The following is a 21,311-nucleotide window of genomic DNA, read 5'->3' as shown; positions in this document are numbered from 1 at the left end:
TCATGGAACAAAAACATAAAGCACTGGTCGACAAATACAATGTACCGGTGCCCCGCTATACCAGTTATCCGACAATGCCTTATTGGGATCCGCGGACTTTTGACAGACGGCGCTGGGAAGATTCCGTACGTTTTTCCTTTTTGGAAAGCAATGTAGCATCTGGCATCAGTTTATATATTCACCTGCCTTTCTGCGAGAGTCTTTGTACTTATTGCGGCTGTAATACCCGTATCACTAAAAATCACAGTGTTGAAGAACCTTACATCGCTGCAGTGGTGAAAGAATGGGCGCTGTATCTTGAAATTTTTGACAGCACACCAATTATCCGGGAGCTGCACCTGGGAGGTGGTACGCCAACTTTCTTCAGTCCGGAAAACCTGCGGCTGCTGATCAGTAGCATCCTGAAGGATGCCGATGTCCATCCCGAGGCTGAATTCAGCTTTGAGGCACATCCGGCGAATACGACAGAGGAGCACTTACAGGTACTTTTCGACCTGGGATTCCGCAGGCTGAGCCTCGGGATACAGGACTTCGACCCACGTGTACAGTTCATTATCAATCGTCACCAAAGCGTGGATCAGGTCCGTACAGTGACCAGCCAGGCACGCAGTATTGGCTATACTTCCATTAATTATGACCTGATCTATGGCTTACCGCTTCAGAACATGGAAGGGCTGGTCAATACCATTAATATTGTGGCTGGGTTGGAACCGGACCGGATAGCCTTCTATAGTTATGCCCATGTGCCCTGGATTAAACCGGGTCAGCGACGTTTTACAGAAGCAGACCTTCCCGACCCGGAACAAAAGAGCAAACTGCAGGAGCTAGGTCGAACCTTGTTACTGAATTATGGCTACCGGGAGATCGGCATGGACCACTTTGCCCTGCCTGCTGACGAACTTTTCATCGCAGAAAAAGATGGCAGGCTGCACCGCAATTTTATGGGTTATACCGAGCAGCATACCCAACTCTTGGTGGGATTAGGCGTTTCTTCGATCAGTGATAGCTGGTATGCCTTTGCCCAGAACGTCAAAACCCTGGAAGAATACTTGTCGATCGTCAAAAAGGGGGAATTTCCTGTTTTTAAGGGACATGGACTGAGCGATGAAGACCTGCAGATCCGTCGTCACATACTCGACATTATGTGCAAGCAGCACACGAGTTGGCGCACAGCACGAATTGCCGGCGGATTGTCCGAAGCATGGAAACGGCTGGAGGCGCTGGAAGCGGATGGATTAATCAATTTGTCAGACCACGGGCTGCAGGTTACCGATACCGGCAAACGTTTTTTAAGAAATATTTGTTTATGCTTTGATGCCCGACTTTGGGCCGATAAGCCGTCCACTCAATTATTCAGCATGGCGATCTGAGCTGAAAAGCTCAGGCCATACTGTACTCCGGCTGTTCCAACGCCAGAGCTGTTAACAGTTCAGCCAATTGCGGGCTACCATTCAGACCTTCAACCAGTTGCAGTTCTTCGCCACCTTCCCTGCGGAAAAGCTCCTGGTATTCCTTACCGATCTCTACCGTAGTTTCCAGGCAATCCGTAACAAATGACGGGCTGAACACCAACAGGCGTTTGGTGCCGGCTGCTGCCAGATCCCTGATAACGGCCGTTGCATAAGGCCGCAGCCATTCAGCTTTACCCAGCCGGGACTGAAAACAAACCGTGTATTTTGATTCGGGGATGGCTAATTCGGCAGCGATAAGCGCCGCCGTACGGTGGCACTGGGCAGCATAGCAGTGTTTGTTCCGGTAATCGATAGTTTGGCAGCATCCCGGGGCTTTGCCGCAGTAGTGTCCGCCGGCTTCTGTCCGCTGTAACTGGCGGAGCGGCAGTCCATGAAAACTAAAGAGTACATGATCATGATCCGCATGATTTATATGTGCAGCTTTTGCAGCAAATGCCCGCGCGAGCAACGGATGATCGTAAAAAGCCCCTGCAAAGGAGACAGGGATTATTACCGGCCAGCGGCTTATGATCTCCATTACCCGCGCGATAACAGAACCGCTCGTAGCCGAGGCATATTGCGGGAACATAGGGATGACCCGAATGGAATCCACACCTTTTTGGCGCAGGCTCTGCAGTGCATTTTCCAGCGAAGGGTTCTGGTAGCGCATGGCCAGTTCGACTACGTAGCCGGGGCCCAGGTCTTCCGACAATTGCTTTTGCTGCAACCGGCTCCAGTAGAGCAAGGGCGAGCCACGTTCCGGGTCCCAGACATGCTGATAAAGCTTGGCGGAGCGCGGAGCGCGAAAGGGCACAATGATGCCCCGTACGAGCAACAGGCGCGCGATTGGCGCCATGTCGATCACACGGGGATCCATTAAAAACTGAGCCAGGTATTTCCTGACATCTCCAACCGAAGGACTATCTGGTGTCCCCAGGTTGACCAATAAAATACCTTTTGTCATGATTATAAAATTCAGGGCTGCCCGATCTCCAGTACGATACGACCGTCGATCTTCCCTGCTTTCATCTGATCAAAAACATCATTTATATCTTCCAACTTCGCTTTATGTATGGTTGCTTTAACCTTGCCTTCTACGGCAAATGCCACCGCTTCCTGCATATCCTTACGGGTACCTACGATCGAGCCCCTCACCGTGTAACGATTCAGTACGGTTTCAAATATGGAAAGGTCGAAACTGCCTTTGGGCAGCCCGTTCAAGGCTATCGTGCCTTTGCGGCGCAGGGCGGAAATACCTTGTTCAAAAGCGATCGGCGACACGGCAGTCACCAGTACGCCATGCATACCACCGGCCTGTTTCTGAAGATAGGCACCCGGGTCTTCATTTAGCGCGTTAACAACCAGGTCGGCGCCCAGTTTCCGGGCCAACGCCAGCTTTTCCTCGGATATATCGATCGCCGCCACATGCATGCCCATCGCTTTAGCATATTGTACAGCCAGATGGCCCAGACCGCCTATACCAGAAATACCGACCCATTCACCGGGTTTCACTTCTGTTTCTTTCAATCCTTTATAAACGGTTACGCCGGCACAAATGATCGGTGCCATTTCAGCGAAATTAATGCCCGCCGGAAAATGGGCCACATAACGCGGATCCGCCAGTACATATTCAGCAAAACCGCCGTCTACGCTATAGCCGCCGTTTTGCTGATTACTGCAAAGGGTTTCCCATCCGGTGATACAAAATTCGCAACAGCCGCAGGCACTGTGCAGCCAGGGAACACCGACAATATCGCCTTCATTCACGCCCGTAACACGAGCACCAGTAGCTGCCACATAGCCGATGGCCTCATGGCCAGGGATCAGCGGTAGATTAGGTTTTACCGGCCAGTCACCATTGCAGGCGTGCAGGTCGGTATGACATACGCCGCAAGCCACCACGCGAACCAGTATCTGGTCATCTGCGGGCAACTTAACGGGTACTTCTTCAATGTGAAGCGGCTGTCCGAATTCCCGGATCACCGCAGCTTTCATGGTTTTGGGCATCATACCTGTATTTTTTTATAGCAGAAATAAAACGAACATGAGCAAGTTAGCCACCAAGCTGGCGGCAAAAAATCCCAGCAGGGTGCGTATACCGGCGCCGCCCATTCCGGCAATGATATTGGCAAAAAACAGCCCGAGAGTCAAGGCGAGTACGGCGACGGGCGCCCCATAATAATAGATCAGTACGGCCGGCAACGGTAGAAAAAATACGCCCTGGAAGACTAGTGCGAAAAGAAACCATGCGGTACGGTTACCGGCCTGGCTGTCGCAGAAAATATTGAATTTTTGGTGCAGGTTATGCAGGTTAATCTTTTGTCCGCTTTGGGTCGTCCAGCGGCTGGCGCTTATCGTTTGTTCCATGATCTGATAATTTAATGAAACAAATATCACGGTAAGATGCCGTCCGAACCATGATCAAAACCCCTGTGAAAAATGATTGACGTCACTTTCTGTCATCCGGCAACCGTTCGTTGAGGCGGTATAGTTTCCTTCGGACCGGGATACTTAAAATATCATAGGCGAGCATCCCCGCCAGCAGCAATACCGGGATGTAAAATGCCGGGAAATGGATTTGCCTGAAAAACATCGCGCCACCCAGGGCACCGGTTAAAAAGCATAAAATGATACTCAACCGGAGTTTGATACCCGGAATTGCAGCTTTTCGAAGTTCGCCTCCTTTGCACCAGTCCGCAAGTTCGATACCCAGATCGGTAAAAGTTCCGGTCAGGTGCGTGGTCCTGACCACTGCACCGGATGCCAGAGATACCATGGCATTCTGCATGCCCATGATAAATAAAAGGCTGCCTGCACAGGTATCGCGCACCATTACTCCGGAAGCATTTTCATTGGATAAAGTACCGATGGTAGACAATACTACGATCTCCAGCATGACGGGTACGACATACGCAAAACGGCGATCACGGCCAATAGCGGAGATGATCAGCGAGGAGCAAAAAGCGCCTAACAAAAAGAGCAGCATCCAAAGCGCTATAATTTGTGCGCTTGCCCACTGCAGAGCAGCGACCTTCCCGGCAAAAAGCGCTGCATGACCGGTTACATTCGTTGTTAATATACCAAACGCAATAAACCCGGCGGCATTAATAAATCCCGCGGTCAGGCTGAGTAGTATAGCCAGTTTGACATTGTGGCGGAAGGTCCGTTTTTTGCCTAAATGCCTTAACATTTTAATTAAATGAATGATCGGTTTAATGACAGACGGCCACGCCGCCTGCCTGTTTTGCGGGACTGAGGTAAGGGATGTCTAACGCAAGTCCGCGTAGTGTGAACCAGATACCCAGGCAAACCATCAGGTAAGGAATGCCCCTGTTGATACGGCGTCGCAGAACAGGACCGATAAATCCGGAACTGATCGTAGCGACCAGCATTAGTGGGAAGGTTCCCACGCCAAACCAGAACATATAGGCGGCAGAACCGGAAGTGGTACCTGTGTTGACCGCGCCAACAAGCGCAATATAGACGAAGCCGCAGGGAAGGAACCCATTGAGGATACCTACGATAAAATGCCCTGCCCGGTGTTGCAGTGCATAGGCGATCAAGTTATTCAGTGGCTGAAGCATGGATGCTAAGCTACGGCTTTGGGCAAAGCGGAACTTCAGCATACGGGAAAGTCCTGCGCCTATGATCAGTAATCCGCTAAGGATGCTGACACCCTGCTGCAAGCCCAGCAGCCATAGCTGCCGCCCCAGCAGGCCGATCAAAAGGCCCAGCAGCATATATGAAATCAGGCGTCCCACGTTATAGATGAGTTTATCCAGTATTACGCGCCACCATTGATGATGAAAGGCCGGAATGGAAAAAGCCAGTGGCCCGCACATGCCGATGCAGTGAACGCTGCCGAACAGCCCTATAAAAAAGGCGATCTCCATGGTGCTCATCGGATCGTGATCTCCTGGTGATATAAATAAGCTTTCCCCTGGTTCTGCCAGTTCAGGGTCAGCTGCCATTTTCCGGCGGCCAGGTTGCTTACAGGCAAAACGACCTTGTTACTTTCATCCGGCCGTAAGGGGAATGAGCGGTCCTGAAGCTGATCAGAGGGCCGTTCAAAACGTATCGAACCGCTCAATGGCGTTTTAAACCTCAGAACCAGCGTTTGGCCAACCTGTTCAATAACGGGCGTGGCGTGGTCGGTCGTCACCTGCTTTTCCCGATCATAATCCCGGTTGAAAGTAAGGCCTTTTTCATAATATTGATGATCATAGTCGTCACCCGGCACCATGAACATGCGAACACCCATAGCAGAGATAAACAGCATAAATAGGATCATCCCGGTGATCAGTCCTTTTCCCCAATTCATAGTTTAATCGTTTGGAGGCCCTACAAAGGCGGTCTTCACCGTTTGAATGACCTGGTTGTTAAAAATCAGTTTTAGTTGAATATCGGTCTTGGCCGTGTGAATATCTTTCGCCGGGATCATCACGAAGAACATGGCTTTCACCATCCCTCCCCTGGAAACGATCCCGGGTGCCTGGATGTATTTAATGAGAATGTCAGGATTGTCCGCTGCGATACGGATCGTCCGGTCGTGATTGGTCTTATTGATGATCTCCGCGTTATAAATATTGCTGATCATGCCACCCGGCTGTTCCTGGTAGAGCATGCCGGCCCCGCGCATCACGGTCATATCCATATCACTACGGCTAAAAACGAAATAACCCAACACACAGAACAGTATAGTGATCACGGCCGCATAAGCTTTCATACGGATTGTAAAGGAAGGCTTTTCCTTAGCATGGATCATGTTCTCCGAAAAATAGCCGATGAGATTCCGTGGTTTGTGGATCTTATCCATCACCTGGTCGCAGGCATCGATACAAGCCGTGCAGTTGATACATTCCAGCTGGGTTCCTTTCCGGATATCTATGCCTGTAGGACAAACCGAGACGCAAAGTCCGCAGTCTACGCAATCACCGTGAAGGTTGAGCAGGTCAGCATTTTTTTGCAGCTTTCCGCGTGGTTCACCACGCACCTCGTCGTAGGCAACCACCAGCGTATGCTGATCGATCAAAACGGTTTGCAACCGGCCATAAGGACAGATCATCGTACACACGATCTCGCGTATCTGGCTGTATACCAGGTAAAATACGGCTGTAAATACCCAGATGCTGATAAATCCGGTCAGGTGCTGCGCTACGGGTTCAGTCATGATCCGCAGCAAGGCCGGACTGCCGATGAGGTAAGCCAGGAAGGTATTAGCGATCAGAAAAGAAATGAATACGAAAATGGCGTGCTTCAGGGATTTCTTCCATATCTTCTGTTTGGTCCAGGGACCGGCATCGAGTTTTTTCCGGGCTGCCGGCTCCCCCTCGATCCAGACCTCGATCCGCCGGAACACCATTTCCATAAAAATGGTTTGGGGGCAGATCCAGCCGCAAAAGATGCGGCCAAAGGCTATGGTGAATAACACTATGCACACCAGAAAAATGAGCGAGGCCAGCACGAACAGGAAAATATCCTGCGGCCAGAAGGCCTGCCCCAGGATCACGAACTGGCGGTCCATAAAGTTGAGCAGCAGCAGTGGCTGTCCTCCGATCCTGATAAATGGCCCGGCAAAAAAGAAGATCAGGTACACATAGCTCAGGTAACTGCGCCAGCGATAGAACCGCCCCTGGCGGATCAGCGGATACATCCACTTTCTCTTTCCCGCCTGTATATCCGCTGATATGTCCATAGTCATGTTATTTGGAAGCTACTTTTTGTGGTTCGTCCGCTGCTTCCTTCTCACCCTGAGGCGCTTTGGGATTAGCCGGGTTCGTCCCGTGAATGGATTTAATAAAGTTGGCTACGTCGGAGATCTGTTTCGGCGACAACTGTTTTTCCCAGGTCGGCATCCCCTTGGCGGCGACGCCGTATTTAATGGTCTTGAAGATGTCGTTGATCTTGCCGCCATGCAGCCAGTAGTCGTCGGTCAGATTAGGACCTACGTTACCCTGCGCGTGATCGCCATGACAGGGGGCGCAGGTGGTTTTGAAAATAGCTCCGCCGGCAGCGATGACGGCCGGGTCATTTACCAGTTTAACCGTATTTTCATCGACGCGGTTGGCCGCTTTGCTTAAGTATTCCTTCTTGGCGATATCGGCCTGTGCCATCTCGTTTCGGTATTCCTGGTATTGCAGTGGTGCCAGATTGAATACATGGTAGATGAGGATATAACATACGCCGAAAGTAATCGTACCATAAAAGAGCCACATAAACCAAGCCGGGGTCGGGTTATTCAATTCCTGGATGCCGTCATAATCATGCTCGATCAGAAGGGATTTTTCTTCAGACATGGGTTTCAGCGACATTAGTTTCAGCAGTATCTCATTTTTGGGTTTGGCTGCCTTTTTTGGTGCTTTCGCCGCCTGTTCTTCACGGATGATCTCCTCTTCGCTGGTGCCCTGGTATTTAAAGATGACGCGAGCCATCACTTTAATCGTACGGACCAGTACCAGTACGACGATCAGAAACAGGAAGAGCATGATGCCGATCAGCCAGTAGCCGATCTGGTTTTGGGTTTCTCCGGAAAGCATGCCGCCGCTTTCTTTAGCAGGTTCGGCAATGGTTAACAGCGGCGCTGAAAGGGTTAAGATCAGGGTGCTTATCTTTTTCATAGCTTACTATTTTGTGGTGAGCTGATGAGGTTGTCTTCCAGCGGAAGGCCGCCCATATAGTTGACGTGCGTTTTCCTGATACGGACCAGGAGAACGGCTACGACGATAAAGAATACCAGGAAAATCCATAAAGAGGCCAGCAAATAGATCTGGTTTCCTGACAGGTGTTCGGTGAATTGCTTAAACATAGTCTTATTTATTGGCGGTTTTATTGGCTTTGATATCGGTACCCAAACGTTGCAGGTAGGCAATAATGGCGACGATCTCTTTATTACTTTTTACTTTAATATGATCCACATACAGGTTGTCGGCGATCTCTTTGGCCTGCTTGTCCAGGTCGCGGTTAGCCTGCTTGTCATAACCTGCAGGATATGGAACACCCAGTTTCTGCATGGCGCGGATCTTGGCTGCGGTCAGGCTGGTGTCCAGGTTCTGCGAGATCAGCCAGTCATAGTTCGGCATGATACTGCCCGGTGACATCAGCCGCGGATCCATCAGGTGGTTATAATGCCAGGCATTGCCATATTTTCCGCCGATGCGCGCCAGGTCCGGCCCGGTACGTTTGGAACCCCACAAAAATGGGTGATCATAAACGAACTCTCCGGCCTTGCTGTATTCCCCGTAGCGTTCGGTTTCTGAACGGAAAGGTCTGACGGTCTGCGAGTGGCAGTTGGAACAGCCTTCACGGATATAAAGGTCACGGCCCTCCAGTTCCAGCGGCGTGTAAGGTTTCACGCTGGCTATGGTTGGGATGTTCGCTGATATGGTCAATGTTGGCATCAGTTCGACAAAAGTGCCTACTAGGATTACCAGCAGTGAAGCGATCATCAACTGGATCGGGCGGCGTTCCAGCACGCGGTGCCAGGTTTCCTGGCTCGCTGTGGCTTTTTGAATTGGTTCCAGCGGCATGGCCTGAGCCGCTTCGTTGGCTACCAGTTTGCCGGACAGCGCGGTACGAACCAGGTTATAAGCCATGACGATCACTCCTGAAAGGTATAAGGTACCCCCAATAGAGCGCATAATGTGCATCGGGATGATACGGAAGGTTGTCTCCAAAAAGTTCGGATATTTCAGCATTCCTTCGGCGGTGAATTCTTTGAGCATCAGTCCCTGTGTAAAGCCGGCCCAGTACATTGGCACGGCATAGAAAATGATACCGAGCGTGCCGATCCAAAAATGGAAAGCGGCCAGTTTTTTCGAGAAAAGTTCAGTCTTATAAATACGCGGGATCAGCCAGTACAGGATAGCGAACGTCAGGAAGCCGTTCCAGCCCAAGGCCCCAACGTGTACGTGGGCGATGATCCAATCCGTAAAGTGGCCAATGGCGTTCACTTGTTTCAGTGAAAGCATCGGCCCTTCAAAAGTGGCCATGCCATAAGCGGTCAAACCTACGACCATGAATTTCAGTACGACATCGTCACGAACTTTATCCCAGGCGCCGCGCAGGGTCAGCAGTCCGTTGATCATACCACCCCAGCTTGGGGCGATCAGCATGATGGAAAAAGCCACACCGAGTGACTGTGCCCAGCCCGGTAAGGTAGTGTAGAGCAGGTGGTGAGGCCCCGCCCAGATATAAATGAATATCAGTGCCCAAAAGTGAAGGATACTCAGTTTGTAAGAGTAGATCGGGCGGTTAGCCATTTTGGGCAGAAAATAATACATCATACCCAGGTAAGGCGTTGTCAGGAAGAATGCGACCGCATTGTGTCCGTACCACCATTGCACCAGTGCGTCCTGTACCCCGGCGAATACCATATAGCTTTTAAACCAGCTTACCGGCAGTTCGAATGAGTTCACAATGTGCAACACCGCTATCGTCACGAACGTGGCAATATAGAACCAGATGGCGACATATAAGTGCCTTTCGCGGCGTTTAAAGATCGTTCCGAACATATTCCAGCCGAACACAACCCATATAATGGTGATGGCGATATCGATCGGCCATTCCAGTTCCGCATATTCGTGCGAGGTCGTTAAACCTAACGGAAGCGTAATTACTGCCGATAATATGATCAGCTGCCAGCCCCAGAAATGGATCTGGCTGAGCAAATCGCTAAACATACGTGCCTTTAGCAAACGCTGCAGCGAATAATATACGCCCATAAATATGGCGTTCCCGACGAAGGCGAAAATTACGGCGTTGGTGTGCAGGGGCCTGATGCGACCGAAGGTCGTATACTGGTTGCCCATGTTGGCCGCGGGGTGGTACAACTGTATGGCTGCGATCAGCCCTACGGTCATACCGATAATGCCCCAAATTACGGTAGCGATACCAAAATTTCGGACGATCTTGTTGTCATAATAAAATTTTTCCGGCTGCATAAAGTATTGTCTTTTTATGGGTGTAAAACTATTAAGGGGTCTGTATTGACAGAATGATGACAGTTGTTTTTAAATGTGATTTCGCTCACTTTTCTTTATCTTCCGGTTGTTCATCTTCCAGTAATATCCGCATGGATGGCGTATAGAGGTCATCGTTCTGGCCGGTTCTTTGCGCCCAAAAAAAAGCGCCGAGGAAAACCAGCGCGAGCAGCACGCTGCAGCCGATTAAAAAGTAAATGATGCTCATAACAATTTCCTCCTTTTGGCGGTAAAATGGGTGGCAAGCGTAGTAAATGAAATGATGGTCGCCGTACTTAGCGGCATCAGTACCGCCGCGATCAGCGGTGAAAGTTTCCCGGTGACCGCATAGGACAGGCCGATGATATTGTAAGTCAGGGAGATCAAGAAAGAGAAATGGATGATGGCAACGGTATCTTTTGAGAAGCGCAAAAAAGCCGGCAGTTTATCAAAGGAACGGCCATCCAGGATCGCGTCACTCCCCGGGGAAAAGTTATTGACATTGTCGGTGACGGCTACGCCCAGATCGCTTTGGCGTAGTGCCCCGGAATCATTCAATCCGTCACCAAGCATCATTACTTTTTTGCCTTGCTGCTGAAGGTTCGCAATAAAATCGAGTTTTTGCTGCGGCGATTGTCCGAAACGCATGCGCTCGCTATCCCCGAAGTACCTGATTAATTCTCGTTTTTCCTGGTCTTGGTCGCCGGAAAGCAGGAAAAGTTGGTAATTTGGTTCGAGCGCACTGATCTGTTCCATGCCAGGACGGTATTCATGTTTAAATCCAAAGTACCCCAGGTACTGGCCATCTATCATCAGGTGTACACGGGTCATTTCGGCAGACTCATGATAATTTCCGAATAGTAGCTTGCCGCTACCGATCCGCAGTTCGCTGCCTTTTATCCTGGCGGTTATCCCCTGGCCGGGTGTTTCGCTATAATAGCTTACCGGCAATCGTTCCTGTTCGCCGAAATAGCGGCAGATCATACGGGATAAAGGGTGCATAGAGTTTGCGCAGGCGCTATAAATTAGCCTGACCTGTTCATCGCTGAGCTGGCTTTGCAGCTCAGCATTCCGCCCATTGCCCGTAGTGATCGTGCCGGTTTTATCCAGTACAATCGTATCGATCTTTGCTAACTGCTCAACCACTGCGGTGTTTTTCAGATAAAAAAGGTTGCGGTCGAAAATGCTGAGGGCTGCTGACATAGTAAATGGCGTACTTAGCGCCAGTGCACAGGGGCAGGCTACGATGAGCACCGCAGTAAAAGCGTCGATACCGCGGCGTGGGTCTACAAACACCCAGGCCAGCAGCGCAGAAAGGGCGATCAGGATCAGGATAACCGTAAAATACTTGCTGACGGTCTCATTGAATGTACGCATCCGATTATCCTGCTTGCGGGTAAAGGCTTCATTGTTCCAGAGTTGAGTCAGATAACTTTGGGAAACCGGCTTGATGACCTCCAATTCAATGGATTCACTGGTTTGGCGGCCACCTGCATAAATGATTTCTCCCAGCGTCTTACCAACGGGAACCGACTCACCGGTTACAAAACTAAAATCTATCAAGGCATGCCCTTTTAACAATATGGCATCAGCCGGTATGATCTCATTGTGGCGGATCAAAATCCGGTGGCCAGGGCGGAGTTCCGAGAGCGATAACGGTTTTTCTATACCTTTATCCAGAATTTGAACCGCGACCGGAAAAAAAGAACGGTAGTCTCTTTCAAAGGAAATATGGTGATAGGTCTTATGCTGTACGAATTTGCCGACCAAAAGGAAGAAGACCAGGCCGCAGAGTGTATCCGCAAACCCCGCTCCGTTATGCGTCAGCACTTCGGCGGCTGTCCTAATAAATAAGACGGCGATCCCCAGGGCCAGCGGAAAATCGATATTAAGGACCTTTTTCCTGAGGTTGTTCCAGGCAGAGGTAAAATATTCACGGCCGCTGAAAAATACAACAGGCAGCGTAAAGGCCAGGTTGACATAGCCGAAGAAGTGACGGAACGTCTGTTCAAACGCGGAAAGGCCGAGGTATTCAGGAAAGCTAAGCAGCATGACATTTCCAAAACAAAAGCCGGCGACAGCGATCCGTTGCACCAAATTACCCTTTGTCGTCTTTTGCTGTTTTTTGATCACATCCTGCAGGCTGATCAGCGGTTCGTAGCCGATGTCGAAAAGTAGTTCAACCACGCCACGCAGGCTGATCTTTTGGTGATCGAACCTTACAACCAGCTGTTTTTTTAAAAAGTCGATCCGGGCATAATGAATCCCCGGGTTGAAGCGGTTCAACTGTTCCAGCAGCCAGAGGCAGGAACTACAGTGGATGTGGGGAATATATAAGGTAATGATCGATAGATGATCATCATGAAAGTCCAGCAATTCATTGATGATAGACGGTTCTTCCAAATATTCAAAGCGCTTGTCCAGCTTATCGCGCGTGGCACCCGGGTGATCATTATACTGGTAGTAACTGCACAGGCCGCTTCCGGAAAGTATCTGATAAACGTTCTGACACCCCTGGCAGCAAAACTGTTTGTCGTCCGCGATGTATAGGTTGGTTTCACATTCGTCACCGCAGTGATAGCAGTTCGTCTTTACCGCTGGTATGGTTTCGGTCATCTTCATATTTATTGGTTCAAAAATGCAGGTTCTCCCGAACCGGGAGAATGACGGCCGTCGGCCTAAAAAATGACCTGTGTCATTTTTTGCGACGATTTGACCACAGAACAGAAAGCAACAAAAACAACTGCATAAAAAACAATCACGTCAATGGGAAAATCCGGAACTCAAGGGAAGGAGTAGCCTGTGATCCCATGGCCCGGCAAGGCCCCGCCGGGCATTATGAGTACGGCTGCCTTAAATAGTGATAATAAAATATCTTCATTATTTGATGTATACCGTATTGGAAAATGACTGTCATCATTTTCTGGGAGTACCGCTAGGGGTAAATTTGCCGACTAACTCGTGTAAATGGACATACCAGAGATATTAGATATAACCGCTGTTGAAGATGGTCTGAAGGGCGAAGTGCTGTTGGAAAAATTCGGTAGCCTGCCTTTGGGTGGACATCTGATATTGAATTATGACCGGGACCCTAAAGCGCTTTATTTCCTGTTGCTCGAACGTGCCGGCCGGAATTTCAGCTGGAAACTGCTGGAAACGGGGCCGGAGGTCTGGCAAGTCAAGCTTGGCAAACGATCTGATTTTGACCGTAGGGAGAGTATTGGCGCGATGGTCACAAACGATCCCCGTAAAGCCTCCGTGTTTAAAGAATTGGGAGTAGATTTCTGCTGCGGCGGAGCCCGCAACCTTACCGAGGCTTGCGAGGACCTGCAACTGGATGCGAAGATGGTTCTGACCATGTTAAATGGTGAATTGCCGGAGACAGGCCTTCAGACTATGGACTTCGTGCATTGGGACACCGGCTTTTTCTGCAAATACCTGATCAATCTGCACCACGGTTATGTCCGGGCCAACCTGCCGTTCCTGTTGGAAATGTGTGAAAAAATAGCCCGGTCTTACGGAGCGAAATATACTGAACTCCTTGAAGTACATTCCCTGGTCAGGCAAATGGCGGATGAACTGGCCGAAAACATGGAAAAGGAAGAAGAATTACTTTTTCCTTACCTGATCGATTTAGCTTATGCGCTGAAATCAGGTACGCGGCTGTCAGCTCCCGCTCAGGGTTCACTAAATCCGGTCGTTTATGCGATGGAAGCTGCTCATGAGCGAATCTATAACGCCTTTTTTCGGATACGGCAGCTTACAGGGCATTATTGCGCTCCAGACTATGTCACGCACGGCTTCCGTATCCTCTATAAAATACTACAGGAATTCGAAGACGATTTGCAGATGCATTTGCATTTGGAAAATAATATTCTTTTTCCGGCCGCGCTCCGGAATGAAAATGAACTCCGGCTCCGGCAGCTGCAGGTTGAGCCTACTATTAAATCTTAACACAAATCTCATCGATTATGAGCCATACATTTCACATACCGGTCTTAGGGCTGGGTTATTCTATAGATACTCCGTTAAAGGTCGCCCGTTACGGCATATCGTCGGTCATGTCGATCGTCGATGACGAGTTGATCGAAAGAATGCGCATTTATCATGCCGCCGAATGCGGCGAAAGCTTTGATCCGATCGGCAAAAAGGAACCCGATGCAAGGGCCAGACGGATCACCGCCTATCTTGACCTGGTGGCACGGCAGGTGGACCGGCAGTTCTCAGCGATGCTGGAATTGCCCTTTGAGCCAGGAAATGACCTGTGCCGTTATTTTGAGTTACTGCCTGAAGGTGCGCGATTACGCCAGGGTTACGAGCTGATGCAGGAATTCAAGGATGGCGAACAGCGTCGCTATTTCCTTGACCTGCTTAAAAGTGAGATGACCCCTGGTGCGATAGACGTCAATATCATGTCAAAAGTGGACAAAATGAATTATGCTGCCGACGGGCAGGCCCTGGAAGACCATTTCACCGACGCACTGTCGGCGCTTCGCGGTTTTGCGAAAAGCCAGCTAACTTCCTCCATTGTTCTTTCGGCAGGGATGAACCCGCGCCTTTACAGTTATCTGGAATCTTTTGATTGTTTTCTGCCGGATGCGGAAGGGAAACTCAAGAAAAAAATCACTTTAAAGGTAAGCGACTTTCGTTCGGCCTTTATTCAGGCCAGGTTCCTGGCGAAAAAGGGGATTTGGGTATCGGAATTTCGTGTTGAGTCCGGTTTGAATTGCGGCGGTCACGCTTTTGCAACGGAAGGATTTTTATTGGGCCCCATCCTGGAGGAATTCAAGCAAAAGCGCCAGGAAATGGCAGCCGAGTTGTTTACCGGCTACCAGTCAGCCTTGCTCGAAAAAGGGATCTCGATTGCGACTGCACCTGCGCAGCGTTTAAGTGTTCAGGGCGGCATCGGCACCGCGGATGAGAATCATTTCCTCCTCCAGCATTACCAGGTAGATGCGACCGGTTGGGGCAGTCCCTTTCTGCTGGTGCCTGAAGTAACCAATGTGGATGAGGCTACCTTGCATCAACTGGAGCATGCCGGCGAAGAGGAATTTTACCTGAGCAATGCCTCACCTTTGGGTATCCTGTTCAATAATTTTAAAAGCAGTACGGCGGAGGCACAAAGGTTGAAGCGTCTGGAAAACAACCGACCGGGCAGTCCCTGCACTAAGAAATATTTATGTACCAATACAGAGTTTACTGAGCAGCCCATTTGTACAGCTTCGCGGGAATACCAGCATCTGAAACTGCAACAACTGGATACGCTGGAACTCAGTAATCCCGAATATGAACAGCAATATCGGACGATCACGGAGAAGATCTGCTTATGTGAGGGTCTTTGCGCTTCCGCCTATTTGAAATATGATCTATTGAAACCCCGGGAGAATAAGGCCGTCGCTATCTGCCCGGGGCCGAACCTGGCTTATTTTTCCCGAATCTATTCTCTGGAAGAAATGGTTCGTCATATTTATGGCGAGCTTGATTTGCTGGGCAAGATCAAACGGCCGCATATGTTCATTAAGGAGCTGAATTTGTATATCGATTACCTCCGTACCGACCTTCAGGCGCAATTAAAGGGTGTAACCGATAAAAAACAAAAACAACTTGCCAGGTTTAAGGCGCAACTGGAGGAAGGGATTAGCTATTACCGGGACCTGTTCAGCAAACAAGCCGACCAAACCTCGCAATTGATCCAGGACTGGATCAGCGAGTTGTCCGTGTCGGAACTGGAACTGAGCCGGATTGAATTCTAAACACTCCGAACAACAAAAGGCCGCTTTCATTACGAGGCGGCCTTTTGTTTATAAATATTTTTCAGGGGCGTTTGGGCATAACGATCACCGGAACGGTGATGTGATAGGTTACTTCGGAATTCTGGCCGCGCTTGAAAAAGCTTTTCATTTCAACCTTTGGGCGGAGCATCAGCGCCATAATATCAGTGGTTTTGTTCGCTTTCAGCCATTTCCAGTCTCGGACAGGCTGGCTATCATCGATACTGCGGAAATAAACGCCGCCGCAGTTCAGGTCGCGGTGAAGTGCTGATTGCAATTCCTTTTCCTTGTTTTTTACCTCCTTGTCGGGCTGAACTAAGCATAAATGTGCGACCATCAGTTCTGCTGCGAACGACTCCATTAATTCGCCCAATTCTCCGATGCTCTGGATATCTTCTTCTTTGAGCGTGGCGGCATAAGCGATCTTTTCCGGGTTCATCCTCTTTGTGCCGCGAGGTACGACCATGACCGGTATCCTGGCCCAGTCAATGATCCGGCTGCAAGTATCGCCCAGAACATAATCAGCCAGTTCTTCCTGATCCGGGACGCCGGTTACGACCATGGCGATATCGGTATGGGCATCTATGGCGGTCATGATATCCACCAGTTCGGTATGCGCGGCGTCGAAACTGATTTCCGGCAACCTGCTCGCGCTAAAGGAGCTTGCTGCTAATTCCTGCTCCAGTTGCAGGGCGTATGCCCCCAGGTCGTTATTCTTAACGTCGTTCATTTCCGGTTCTTCTCCGGCAGTCTGCATTTGCAGGATCGATGCTGTTACGGGCGCAAGATGAAATAACAGGACATTGGCCTTCATTTTTTTGGCCAGGTGCAGTGCGTATCGCGCCGCTGTACGGGAGCCGGAGTCTTGTCCGGTCAATACGGCTATTGTCTTCATGTATTAGGATTGTGAACTGATCACGTTGCCCGCCATAACCGCTTCGGCATAGGCGAAAAGTTCTTTCTTGGTCTTTTTGATACCCGCGAATAACGCGGTCAGCCCATTTTGCAGTTCATTATAACGATCCAGAAAGGTAAGGTCCATAGTTTTTTTATCATTGCCTAAATAAGGTTCAAGGAATAACAGAAATTCGGGGACGGCGCTTCTGAGGGCCTCCAGCTGTTTTTCCTGACCTTCGATCTTTTGGCGGAATTCCGCCGCTGTTCCTATACTTTCTGTCGCAATGTCATCATATTTCATCAAAATATTTCGGAAGAAACGGGCTTCATCTTCTAAAAAGGAGATGTCGTCCTGCCAGTGGCGGGCCAGAATATATAATTCCTGCAGTTCCGTTTCCAATTCGGTATCCGGTGATAAGTAACTCATGTTGCTATTTTTTTAATAATGTTTATGATCTGGTCCCTGGAAATACCAACAGCGGCAGCTGCAGATGACCAGCCATTTGTTTGGTATGACTGTGGGCGAATAATTCGCCGAAAAGATTGCGTGGCTGATGCACCATTGCCAGCATATCGACCTGACCGTGATCGCAGATCCATTCCAGACCTTCGTCGACCCGGTCGTTTCGGATCAGGCGGTAAAAAATATTCGGGTAATCGGCATTATTAGATATGTCCACCAGGTAGTCAGCAATATTATCCTTCAAAACCGGGCTTTCGTTTTTGGTACTACAAATATGCACGAGGAGTACCTCAGCATTGAGTTGTCTCGCCCAGTAAACTAACTGGTAGATATGTTTAAGATCGTTTTCGGGATCGTTGAATTCCGTAGCAAAGGCGATCTTTTTTACGGGGCGGAATTTGGTGCCGGGAGCGACCAGGAGCACCGGCTTGTCCGCACTGTCGATCAGGTTGGAGGCATGGTTTCCCAAAAGCAGGTCACTGAGTACACCTCCTTGGTGGGTACCGCTGACTACCAGTTCACTGTCGGGGGTTGCTGCCATAGCCTTTACCACGTTGGCCATGATTCCAGGCTGGCTTCTGCAGCTGATCACGGGGTGAAAACCCGTTGCCGGTAAGGAGTTGTCCAAAACTTCCTTGAAATCACGCAGCGCTGCTGCACTGTCATCCAGTAACAATTCATATTCTTCATCCTGCCATAAGATCAGGCCGGACTGTGGGATCTCTGCGGGTATGATGATGGCGTGGCATAGCAGGACGTTTGATCGCACCTGCTGTGCCAGGTGATAACCGTAGCGTGCCGCATCTTTAGACCCTTCAGAAAAATCAGTGGCGATCACAATTGTTTTCATGCTCTTATACACTTGGTTTGTTGATGTAAAGTTGGGGAATGGCCTCGGATGAAAAAGTGACTTACGTCACCTATTCCTGTGATCCTCTACCGGGTTGAAAAGCGGGGCTTTCCTGCAAAATCCAAGTGCAGACATCAGGGAATTTTATGATCCTGCGCATTTTTCCTATGGCGGATTCATTGCACTTTTGGGTTGAGGTAGCCGCCATGCTTTGCTATCAAAAACGATCTATGACCATATATAAGCAATTTACATTCGATGCCGCACATTTTCTGCCCAATGTTCCCGTGGGACACCGTTGCCGGCAAGTGCACGGCCATACTTATCATTTGACCATTTATGTGTCAGGAACATTCAACACTGAAGAAGGTTGGGTAATTGATTTCAAAGAATTAAAAGCCGTCGTTAAACCACTGGTGGATCAACTGGATCATGCCATGTTAAATGAAATACAAGAACTGCAGAACCCGACCGCAGAAAATGTGGCCCGCTGGTTCTGGCAGGCTATTCAACCAAAAATACCCGGATTGAGCCGGATCGAATTAAAGGAAACACCGACTTCGGGTGTCATTTATGAAGGAGAAGACGAATGATCAAATGTGGTCTGTCTGAATTCGCTGATCCGGCAATACGAACAGCAACTTGCCGCAGAACCCGAAAACTATAACTTGTGCATTAATTATGCTGCGGTCGGTCTGATCATTTAACTTCCGCTTATTCTTCATGGTTTGCTATCCGACAGCGGCTATTCGGGAAGGAATGTCGCTCTGCTGTCAACTGGTTTAGTAAGCGGCGGCAGTGAGACTGCATCTTGGAGGGCTTTGGAAGACAATGAGCTGTCAGCAGCTCAATTTTTACCCTCTACTGCCGGGCTTGTGCTGATGGAGACGCGGTATATTTTCAGAATGGACAAGCCGTGTACAGCCAAGGGAGGGCGTTGGATGGAGGACTCAGAGATAATGACCGTGCTAAATGATGATTATTCCTGCCTATAAGTTGGCTTATAGCATTTAGTTGGAGATTATTCCGCCTGCAATGGAAGCCACGATCAGTATTCAGGGTATAAGGGCAAAAGGAACCTTTTTTAATATCAGCGGATTGGCAGAACAATTTGAAACCCTTGACATTTATGATAGCTACAACGGCACGATGCGCATTGTCACCGGGCGGTCACAGCGAAAAAAAATAAGGTCCGTGTAGTATCCGGATCTCTTCGTTATTCCAGGCATTGCGAAAAATGTCTGAAAAGGAGTACCTATTTCAGGGGGAATAATCACCGTCCTGAAATCCCATAACTTTAAGTCAGTTCATAAAGCCCTGAACGCTGCTTGCTAAAATACAGGGCAATGAGCAGGGTAACAAATAAAAAGATCGCGTTTAACTGGTGAAGCAATGCGTACCAGATCAGGTTTGCCGAACTGCTGTATAGCAGGGAAGTAATTCCCAAAATGATTTGGAGCACAGTAAGCAGCAGCGGCCATTTCCTCCAACGATTTAGGAAATAGTTCCTGCCGGTCCTTCCAGCCAGTACATACCAGATGATCATGCAGAACAAGATCAGGTACGCGCAAAGCCGGTGAACGAACTGGATCAGCAGGGGATCATTGCAGCATTGCCTGAGAAACTGACCAGGCTGGAGCTGAACGGCTGGGAAAAAATATCCATTGATCGATGGCCATGTTGGCGCGAACAACGCTGCATGTGTTCCCGCCATGAAAGCACCATAGGTTAGTTGCATTAGTAACAGTAGCAGCAAAACGGCCGTAACGACATGCAATCCAGGATAACTTTGCGTTTGGACGCCCCTGACCCTCAGCCGAAGATACAACCAGGTCATGGCGGCCAGTAACGTCAGCGCGAGCAGGAAATGTATAGCCAGCCGGATGTGGTTTACCCGGATGTCGGTGTCATTTAAGCCGCTTTTGACCATTAGCCAACCAGCGATGCCTTGCAAAATCCCGATCAGGAAGATACCTGTCAGTGGCCATAATAATAGCTTTCCTATCATTCTGCGGTAAAGCAGCCTGGCGAAGGGCAGCATAAAAACCATACCCAGCAAGCGCGCCCATTCCCGGTGAAGCCATTCCCAGAAATACAGGTGCTGATAGCCGGTAAGCGTCAGATCGCCGTTCAGTTTCTTAAACTGCGCGATCTGTCGGTATAAAGCAAAACTTTTTTCCCATTCGACTTGACTGAGCGGCGGTATTGCGCCCAAAAAAGGCTGCCATTCGGTAATGGACAGCCCGGAACCCGTTAGACGGGTTATACCTCCCAACAGGATCTGGATAATGACCATCACGATGCCCAGAGCCAGCCAGCGGCTGACCTGGCGGTTAGCCTCCGTAGTATCAACGGGTCTTTTTTTCTTCATTCAATATCAGGGAAAATGCCGGTGATGTTAGGGCCGCTCAAAACGGCCGGATAGCTCTTCAATGTGAATCTTGTAAATAATGAGCGGAACTGTTGTGCCTGCATCGCTATCTTTTTCGGTAATCCCGTGTGCCGGATGATCGCCAGGGTTTCTGGACAGGGGCATCAGACGGTGGATCAACCCCTGCTGAAGCCGTTCCCTTTCAGCAACATCACTTACTTCTTCAAAGCGACCCTGAATGATCACACTTTTCCAGTTAAAGATCGTACGGATCTGATCTACTTCGAAACAGACCGCCGGGTTGAGGCGCATCATCCGGATCTTTTGCCCCTCGGCTGATTGGCCATAGAGGTAAGAGCCGCCGAAACCATAATTTACCGGTACGATATAGGTCTTGCCATTGGCATGGCAGGCAATTCTTCCGGTCACTTGCTCCCTGAGCAATTTTTCCATTTCTGTCTGATCGAGTTCTCCCAGCATTAGTTTGATTTTTGAATACCAAACATAAGCTTCAGTCAACCCCTAAAAAATGATCTAAGGCGGTATGAAAT

21 protein-coding genes are annotated in these 21,311 nt (G+C 49.5%); 4 read left to right on the top strand and 17 right to left on the bottom strand.

Features of this window, described 5'->3' with window-relative positions; genetic code table 11:
• Positions 1-2: 2 nt before the first annotated feature.
• A complete protein-coding gene (gene hemN / locus G7092_RS02365; protein WP_166085826.1) occupies positions 3-1,370 on the top strand; it encodes an oxygen-independent coproporphyrinogen III oxidase in 1,368 nt (455 codons plus the stop codon).
• A 10-nt stretch (positions 1,371-1,380) separates the two neighbouring features.
• On the opposite strand, the gene hemH is transcribed toward hemN, so the two are convergent.
• The 12 genes from hemH to G7092_RS02305 all read right to left on the bottom strand — a co-directional run bounded on the left by hemH (position 1,381) and on the right by G7092_RS02305 (position 13,024).
• The gene (hemH, locus tag G7092_RS02360) at positions 1,381-2,415 is read right to left on the bottom strand and encodes a ferrochelatase (protein WP_202985199.1); all 1,035 of its coding nucleotides are present in this window, start codon (positions 2,413-2,415) and stop codon (positions 1,381-1,383) included.
• Between the two features lie 11 nt (positions 2,416-2,426).
• Positions 2,427-3,461 carry an alcohol dehydrogenase AdhP gene (gene adhP / locus G7092_RS02355; protein WP_166085825.1) on the bottom strand — a complete coding sequence of 345 codons (1,035 nt, stop codon included), beginning with the start codon at positions 3,459-3,461 and terminating at the stop codon, positions 2,427-2,429.
• A 12-nt stretch (positions 3,462-3,473) separates the two neighbouring features.
• Positions 3,474-3,818, bottom strand: coding sequence for a hypothetical protein (locus tag G7092_RS02350; RefSeq protein ID WP_166085823.1), 345 nt, complete (start codon positions 3,816-3,818; stop codon positions 3,474-3,476).
• 82 nt (positions 3,819-3,900) lie between these two features.
• Positions 3,901-4,641, bottom strand: coding sequence for a YoaK family protein (locus tag G7092_RS02345; RefSeq protein WP_166085822.1), 741 nt, complete (start codon positions 4,639-4,641; stop codon positions 3,901-3,903).
• 22 nt (positions 4,642-4,663) lie between these two features.
• Positions 4,664-5,353 carry a sulfite exporter TauE/SafE family protein gene (locus tag G7092_RS02340; protein WP_166085821.1) on the bottom strand — a complete coding sequence of 230 codons (690 nt, stop codon included), beginning with the start codon at positions 5,351-5,353 and terminating at the stop codon, positions 4,664-4,666.
• Positions 5,350-5,772: a FixH family protein gene (locus G7092_RS02335; protein WP_166085820.1), complete on the bottom strand. Its 423-nt coding sequence runs from the start codon at positions 5,770-5,772 to the stop codon at positions 5,350-5,352. Before G7092_RS02335 ends, G7092_RS02340 begins: the two co-directional genes overlap by 4 nt.
• Positions 5,773-5,775: 3 nt before the next feature.
• Positions 5,776-7,146: a cytochrome c oxidase accessory protein CcoG gene (gene ccoG / locus G7092_RS02330; RefSeq protein ID WP_317169981.1), complete on the bottom strand. Its 1,371-nt coding sequence runs from the start codon at positions 7,144-7,146 to the stop codon at positions 5,776-5,778.
• Between the two features lie 7 nt (positions 7,147-7,153).
• Positions 7,154-8,068, bottom strand: a complete 915-nt coding sequence (locus G7092_RS02325; protein WP_166085818.1) for a cbb3-type cytochrome c oxidase N-terminal domain-containing protein — start codon at positions 8,066-8,068, stop codon at positions 7,154-7,156.
• A complete protein-coding gene (locus tag G7092_RS02320) occupies positions 8,065-8,256 on the bottom strand; it encodes a hypothetical protein (RefSeq protein ID WP_166085817.1) in 192 nt (63 codons plus the stop codon). Before G7092_RS02320 ends, G7092_RS02325 begins: the two co-directional genes overlap by 4 nt.
• 4 nt (positions 8,257-8,260) lie before the next feature.
• Positions 8,261-10,390, bottom strand: coding sequence for a cytochrome-c oxidase, cbb3-type subunit I (gene ccoN, locus G7092_RS02315; protein WP_166085815.1), 2,130 nt, complete (start codon positions 10,388-10,390; stop codon positions 8,261-8,263).
• A gap of 85 nt (positions 10,391-10,475) precedes the next feature.
• On the bottom strand, positions 10,476-10,637 hold the full coding sequence (gene ccoS / locus G7092_RS02310) for a cbb3-type cytochrome oxidase assembly protein CcoS (RefSeq protein ID WP_166085813.1): 162 nt from the start codon (positions 10,635-10,637) through the stop codon (positions 10,476-10,478).
• Entirely contained in the window at positions 10,634-13,024 is a 2,391-nt protein-coding gene (locus G7092_RS02305; protein ID WP_235953763.1) for a heavy metal translocating P-type ATPase, read from the bottom strand. The genes ccoS and G7092_RS02305 overlap by 4 nt, the downstream gene beginning before the upstream one ends.
• A gap of 351 nt (positions 13,025-13,375) precedes the next feature.
• Here G7092_RS02305 and G7092_RS02300 point away from each other — a divergent pair, with 351 nt between their 5' ends.
• Positions 13,376-14,362, top strand: coding sequence for a DUF542 domain-containing protein (locus G7092_RS02300; protein WP_166085809.1), 987 nt, complete (start codon positions 13,376-13,378; stop codon positions 14,360-14,362).
• Between the two features lie 17 nt (positions 14,363-14,379).
• Positions 14,380-16,161, top strand: coding sequence for a hypothetical protein (locus tag G7092_RS02295; RefSeq protein ID WP_166085807.1), 1,782 nt, complete (start codon positions 14,380-14,382; stop codon positions 16,159-16,161).
• Positions 16,162-16,222: 61 nt separating this feature from the next.
• Here G7092_RS02295 and G7092_RS02290 read toward each other — a convergent pair whose 3' ends face one another.
• Genes G7092_RS02290 through G7092_RS02280 form a run of 3 tightly spaced genes read right to left on the bottom strand, consistent with a single transcriptional unit; the run spans position 16,223 to position 18,389 of the window.
• Positions 16,223-17,074 (bottom strand): universal stress protein, encoded by an 852-nt coding sequence (locus tag G7092_RS02290; RefSeq protein ID WP_166085804.1) that lies wholly within the window; start codon positions 17,072-17,074, stop codon positions 16,223-16,225.
• A 3-nt stretch (positions 17,075-17,077) separates the two neighbouring features.
• Positions 17,078-17,503 carry a hypothetical protein gene (locus G7092_RS02285; RefSeq protein WP_166085802.1) on the bottom strand — a complete coding sequence of 142 codons (426 nt, stop codon included), beginning with the start codon at positions 17,501-17,503 and terminating at the stop codon, positions 17,078-17,080.
• A 22-nt stretch (positions 17,504-17,525) separates the two neighbouring features.
• On the bottom strand, positions 17,526-18,389 hold the full coding sequence (locus G7092_RS02280) for a universal stress protein (protein ID WP_166085800.1): 864 nt from the start codon (positions 18,387-18,389) through the stop codon (positions 17,526-17,528).
• 146 nt (positions 18,390-18,535) lie between these two features.
• Here G7092_RS02280 and queD point away from each other — a divergent pair, with 146 nt between their 5' ends.
• On the top strand, positions 18,536-18,982 hold the full coding sequence (gene queD / locus G7092_RS02275) for a 6-carboxytetrahydropterin synthase QueD (RefSeq protein WP_235953762.1): 447 nt from the start codon (positions 18,536-18,538) through the stop codon (positions 18,980-18,982).
• Positions 18,983-19,686: 704 nt separating this feature from the next.
• Here the strand turns inward: queD and G7092_RS02270 are convergent.
• Both G7092_RS02270 and G7092_RS02265 read right to left on the bottom strand, forming a co-directional pair.
• Positions 19,687-20,760 carry a COX15/CtaA family protein gene (locus G7092_RS02270; RefSeq protein ID WP_166085798.1) on the bottom strand — a complete coding sequence of 358 codons (1,074 nt, stop codon included), beginning with the start codon at positions 20,758-20,760 and terminating at the stop codon, positions 19,687-19,689.
• 27 nt (positions 20,761-20,787) lie between these two features.
• On the bottom strand, positions 20,788-21,240 hold the full coding sequence (locus tag G7092_RS02265) for a pyridoxamine 5'-phosphate oxidase family protein (RefSeq protein WP_166085796.1): 453 nt from the start codon (positions 21,238-21,240) through the stop codon (positions 20,788-20,790).
• Between the last annotated feature and the right edge of the window lie 71 nt (positions 21,241-21,311).

Source organism: Mucilaginibacter inviolabilis (genome assembly GCF_011089895.1).
GTDB lineage: Bacteria > Bacteroidota > Bacteroidia > Sphingobacteriales > Sphingobacteriaceae > Mucilaginibacter > Mucilaginibacter inviolabilis.
This window is presented reverse-complemented; position numbering and strand designations above follow the sequence as displayed.